The following is a 4,289-nucleotide window of genomic DNA, read 5'->3' as shown; positions in this document are numbered from 1 at the left end:
GATGTTTCGGCGCTGGCGGTGCTGCTGCCGGGGGCGGGGGTGAAGGCGCTGGGGGCGACGCTGGTGCTGGTGCTGGTGGGGCGGCGAAAACGAGCATGAGGGAGTGAAAACGGGCCTGCGGCCCTGCCCACCGGAGGCATATTTTTTGCTCGACTGAAGTTTACTCGTGCGAGGGCACCCGCGCCGTGCCCCATGGTTCGCCGATATCTTCCAGCACCAGATCAATCACTTCGATGCGGGCGCGAATGGCGATGCCGGCGGCACAGATGATCACCAGCCGGTCGCCGTCCTGGGCGAGCGACAGGATCGCGGTCACGGCTTCCGGATCAGCCGGCCATCCGGTGCGCTGTACAGCGTCCACAGTTTCGATGCGCAGAGCGCAGCGGATGCGTGACGGCCCAAGGGACAGTGCATCGGCCTCGCGGCGATAGCGGTTGACGAGGCAAACCAGCCGCCGCGCCTTGCGATCAAAGCCGATGTCGGCCAGCCGCAGCGTCGCGTCTTGCAGCAGCGCCGAAAACGGCTCGATATCACCGGGCTCCCGGCCCAGCAGCGCGAGGCGGCCTGCCCCGGACAGTGATCCGGGGTCAGCCATCACCAACCCGTTCGATATCGGCGCCGACGGCCTGCAACTTTTCTTCCAGCCGCTCATAACCGCGATCAAGGTGATAGACGCGGCTGACGGTGGTTTCGCCTTCTGCCGCCAACCCGGCCAACACCAGGCTCATGGAGGCGCGCAGATCGGTGGCCATCACTTCGGCACCGTATAATTTCGGCACGCCGCGCACCACGGCGCTGCGGCCGCGCACGGAGATATCCGCCCCCATGCGCGCCAGTTCCGGCACGTGCATGAAACGGTTTTCAAAGATGGTTTCGGTCAGCAGCGACGCCCCGCCCGCCACGGTGAGCATCGCCATGAACTGCGCCTGCATGTCGGTGGCAAAGCCCGGATAGGGCGATGTCGAAATGTTGATGCCGCGCATTTCGCCGGTGCGGCGCACGATGATACCATCGGGCGTGTCGGCGGTTTCCACGCCGTCTTCGTGCAGCGCTTCCAGCGTCACGCCCAGATCGGCCGCCGAAGCGCCCACCAATTCCACCTCGCCGCCGGCAATGGCAGCGGCGCAGGCATAGGAACCGGCCTCGATCCGGTCGGGCATCACGGCATACGTCGCGCCGTGCAGTTCCTTTACGCCGGTGATGGTCAACGTTTCGGTCCCGATGCCGGCAATCTTCGCGCCCATCGCCGCCAGGCAGTTGCACAGATCGACGATCTCCGGCTCGCGCGCGACATTTTCTAGCACCGAAACGCCCTTGCACAGCACGGCGGCCATCACGGCATTTTCGGTCGCACCCACCGAAACGATCGGGAACACATAGCGCCCGCCGGGCAGGCCGCCCTTGGGTGCAGTCGCCTTCACATAACCCGCAGCCAGTTCGATGCGGGCGCCCAGATGTTCGAGCGCCTTCAGGTGCAGATCGATCGGGCGGTTGCCGATGGCGCAGCCGCCGGGCAGCGACACGGTGGCTTCGCCGGCGCGGGCCAGCAGCGGCCCCAGCACGAGGATCGACGCGCGCATCTTGCGCACGATATCGTAGGGCGCGAGCGTCGATGTGATACGATTGGCGCGGATCGTCATCACCCGGCCAAATTCATCGGGGCTGGTGCCTTCGATGGTGGTCGACAGCCCGTGATTGTTGAGCAGGTGGCCGAATGTGTCGATATCGGCCAGCCGCGGCAGGTTGCGCAGGGTCAGCGGCTCATCGGTGAGCAGCGCGCACGGCATCAGTGTAAGCGCGGCGTTCTTGGCGCCGGAGATCTGGATACGGCCCTTGAGCGGACGGCCCCCGCGAATGACGATCTTGTCCATCTTTGCGCCTTAGCGCGTTGGCGCGGCCCGCGCCACTGGCCGGCGCAGCGAAAATGCATACACCGCCAGCCCGGCCCAGATGCAGCAGAACGCCGCCAGTCGCGCCGGATCCAGCACCTCGCCAAACAGCAGCACGGCCTCCAGCAGCACCATGGTGGGCGCCACATACTGCATCAGGCCCAGCGTGGACAGCGGCAGCCGCCGCGCCGCCACGCCAAACAGCATCAACGGTATCGCCGTGGCAATGCCGCCCAGCGCGAGGATGATGACGGTGGGAGCAGGCCAACCGATCAGCCCTTGCGGCGTGCTGGCAATCCACAGCGCCGCAACCGGCGCCAGCATCAATGTTTCCAGAAACAGCCCGGTGGCAGCATCCACGGCAGCCTGCTTGCGGATCAAGCCATAGGTGCCGAACGACAGCGCCAGCGCCAGGCTGACCATCGGCAGCGCGCCGCGTTCGATGGTGAGCACGGCCACGCCCAGCGCTGCCAGCCCGACCGCCGCCCACTGAAGCCGCGCCAGCCGTTCGCCGAGCAGCGCCACGCCAAACAACACCGACACCAGCGGATTGATGAAATAACCCAGCGACGTATCGATGGCGTGGCCGGCAAGGATGGCCCACATGTACACCAGCCAGTTGATGGCGATGCACACCGCCGATGCCAGCAACAACGCCAGCAGGCGCGGCTGGCGCACGGCCGCCCGCACGCGGCCCCAGCCTTTCAGCCCGGATATCAGCACCACCACCACCACCACCGACCACAGGATGCGGTGCGCCAGCACATCGGCCGCCGGTACGCCTTGCAGCAGCCGCAGATAAAACGGCAGCAAACCCCAGATCAGATAGGCCGCAAACCCGCAGGCCAGGCCGATGCGGCGTTCTGATTGCTCGGTGGGGCTGGGCGCTGCGCTGTTCACCCCGTGCGCGTTACCGGTCAATGCCGGCACGCGCCACCCCCCTACAGCTTGGGCAAAGTCACGCCGCGCTGGCCCATGTATTTGCCGGCGCGGTCGGCATAGCTGACCTCGCAGGGTTCGTTGCCCTTCAAAAACAGGAACTGGCAGGCGCCTTCGTTGGCATAGATGCGCGCCGGCAGCGGCGTGGTGTTGGAAAATTCCAGTGTGACATGGCCTTCCCAGCCCGGCTCAAGCGGCGTCACGTTCACGATGATGCCGCAGCGAGCATAGGTCGATTTGCCCAGGCAGATCACCAGCACATCGCGGGGAATACGAAAATATTCCACCGTGCGGGCCAGCACGAAACTGTTGGGCGGGATCACGCACACATCGGTCTTGCGGTCCACAAAACTGCTCGGATTGAAATTCTTGGGGTCCACCACCGCGCTGTCGACATTGGTGAAGATCTTGAATTCGTCCGCCACTCGCGCGTCATAGCCATAACTGGACAGGCCATAGGAAATGCAGCCGCCGCGCGTCTGCCGCTCCACGAACGGCTCGATCATGCCCTGCGACAGGGCGGTTTCGCGAATCCAGCGATCGGACAGAACAGACATCAATGCCCCTTGATATGAAGAACGCAGATCAGCGTGAACAGCCGCCGCGCCGTGTCGAAATCGACGATGGCGCGCGGTTCCAGCCGTTCTTTCAACAGTTCGGCAGCGTCATTGTGGATGCCGCGCCGCGCCATGTCGATGGTTTCGATCTGCCCCGGGCTGGCCTGGCGGATCGCTTGATAATAACTGTCGCAGATGGCGAAATATTCGCGGATCGTGCGCCGGAACGGGCTGAGCGCCACCTGGAACGCATCAACCTGCACATCGCTGCTGCTGCTCACCGTCACGTCCAGCCGGCCATCCTCCACCCCGAGCAGCAGCTTGTACGGCCCGTGATGGCCCGCGTCCGCCGCCGCGATCGGCTTGAATTCGTTGCCTTCGAGCAGATCGAAAATGGCAACCCGCCGCTCCTGCTCGATATCGGCGTTGCGCCACAATATGGTGCGTTCATCCAGCTTGATCTCAATCAGACGGTATTCGGCGGTCATTTGGCGGCCGCCAGAGGGTATTTTGGGGGGAAACCGTTCACCAGTTTCGACAGCGCATCGCGCACCGGTTGCAGATTTTCGTCCTGCGTCTTGCCCAGCCGCACCACCACCAGACGTTTTGACGGCACCGCGATCACATACTGGCCAAGGTGGCCCAGCGCGGCAAAGGCGTCGGCCGGCCCGGCGCGCCAGAACAGCGCATCATCACGGCCTGAACCCTGCCGGCGATTGAGCCAGAACTGCCCGCCATAACCCGCATTGGTCGGCGACGGCGTCGTCACAAAGCGCACCCAGTCGGGCCGCACCACCTGCACACCGGCCACCACGCCGCCATCCAGAAACATCTGGCCAAAAGCCGCCCAATCGCGCGCCGTGGCATGGCACAGCGAACCGCCGAGCAGATTGCCCTGCGGATC

At 64.9% G+C, this 4,289-nt stretch carries 5 protein-coding genes and 1 pseudogene; all 6 read right to left on the bottom strand.

The window, feature by feature from the left end:
- Window positions 1–160: 160 nt before the first annotated feature.
- A complete protein-coding gene (locus tag ACESL8_RS11915; protein ID WP_372919127.1) occupies window positions 161–595 on the bottom strand; it encodes a DUF2948 family protein in 435 nt (144 codons plus the stop codon).
- On the bottom strand, window positions 588–1,871 hold the full coding sequence (gene murA / locus ACESL8_RS11910; protein WP_372919125.1) for a UDP-N-acetylglucosamine 1-carboxyvinyltransferase: 1,284 nt from the start codon (window positions 1,869–1,871) through the stop codon (window positions 588–590). Before murA ends, ACESL8_RS11915 begins: the two co-directional genes overlap by 8 nt.
- Before the next feature lie 9 nt (window positions 1,872–1,880).
- The gene (gene rarD, locus ACESL8_RS11905; RefSeq protein ID WP_372919123.1) at window positions 1,881–2,810 is read right to left on the bottom strand and encodes an EamA family transporter RarD; all 930 of its coding nucleotides are present in this window, start codon (window positions 2,808–2,810) and stop codon (window positions 1,881–1,883) included.
- 20 nt (window positions 2,811–2,830) lie between these two features.
- A complete protein-coding gene (dcd, locus tag ACESL8_RS11900; RefSeq protein WP_372919121.1) occupies window positions 2,831–3,385 on the bottom strand; it encodes a dCTP deaminase in 555 nt (184 codons plus the stop codon).
- Window positions 3,385–3,873, bottom strand: coding sequence for a UPF0262 family protein (locus ACESL8_RS11895; RefSeq protein ID WP_372919119.1), 489 nt, complete (start codon window positions 3,871–3,873; stop codon window positions 3,385–3,387). The genes dcd and ACESL8_RS11895 overlap by 1 nt, the downstream gene beginning before the upstream one ends.
- Window positions 3,870–4,289, bottom strand: a pseudogene (locus ACESL8_RS11890) (serine hydrolase); the annotation flags it as partial. The pseudogene ACESL8_RS11890 and the gene ACESL8_RS11895, both read right to left, overlap by 4 nt.

Source organism: Sandarakinorhabdus sp. (assembly GCF_041689835.1).
Classification (GTDB): Bacteria; Pseudomonadota; Alphaproteobacteria; order Sphingomonadales; family Sphingomonadaceae; genus Sandarakinorhabdus.
The sequence above is the reverse complement of the archived record's forward strand: the minus strand, read 5'-3'. Positions and strand labels throughout refer to the sequence as shown.

Excerpts from the sequence above, each read along its gene's own strand:
- ACESL8_RS11915 (WP_372919127.1), bottom strand. The coding sequence starts at position 595 with ATGGCTGACCCCGGATCACTGTCCGGGGCAGGCCGCCTCGCGCTGCTG.
- murA (WP_372919125.1), bottom strand. The coding sequence starts at position 1,871 with ATGGACAAGATCGTCATTCGCGGGGGCCGTCCGCTCAAGGGCCGTATC.
- dcd (WP_372919121.1), bottom strand. The coding sequence starts at position 3,385 with ATGTCTGTTCTGTCCGATCGCTGGATTCGCGAAACCGCCCTGTCGCAG.
- ACESL8_RS11895 (WP_372919119.1), bottom strand. The coding sequence starts at position 3,873 with ATGACCGCCGAATACCGTCTGATTGAGATCAAGCTGGATGAACGCACC.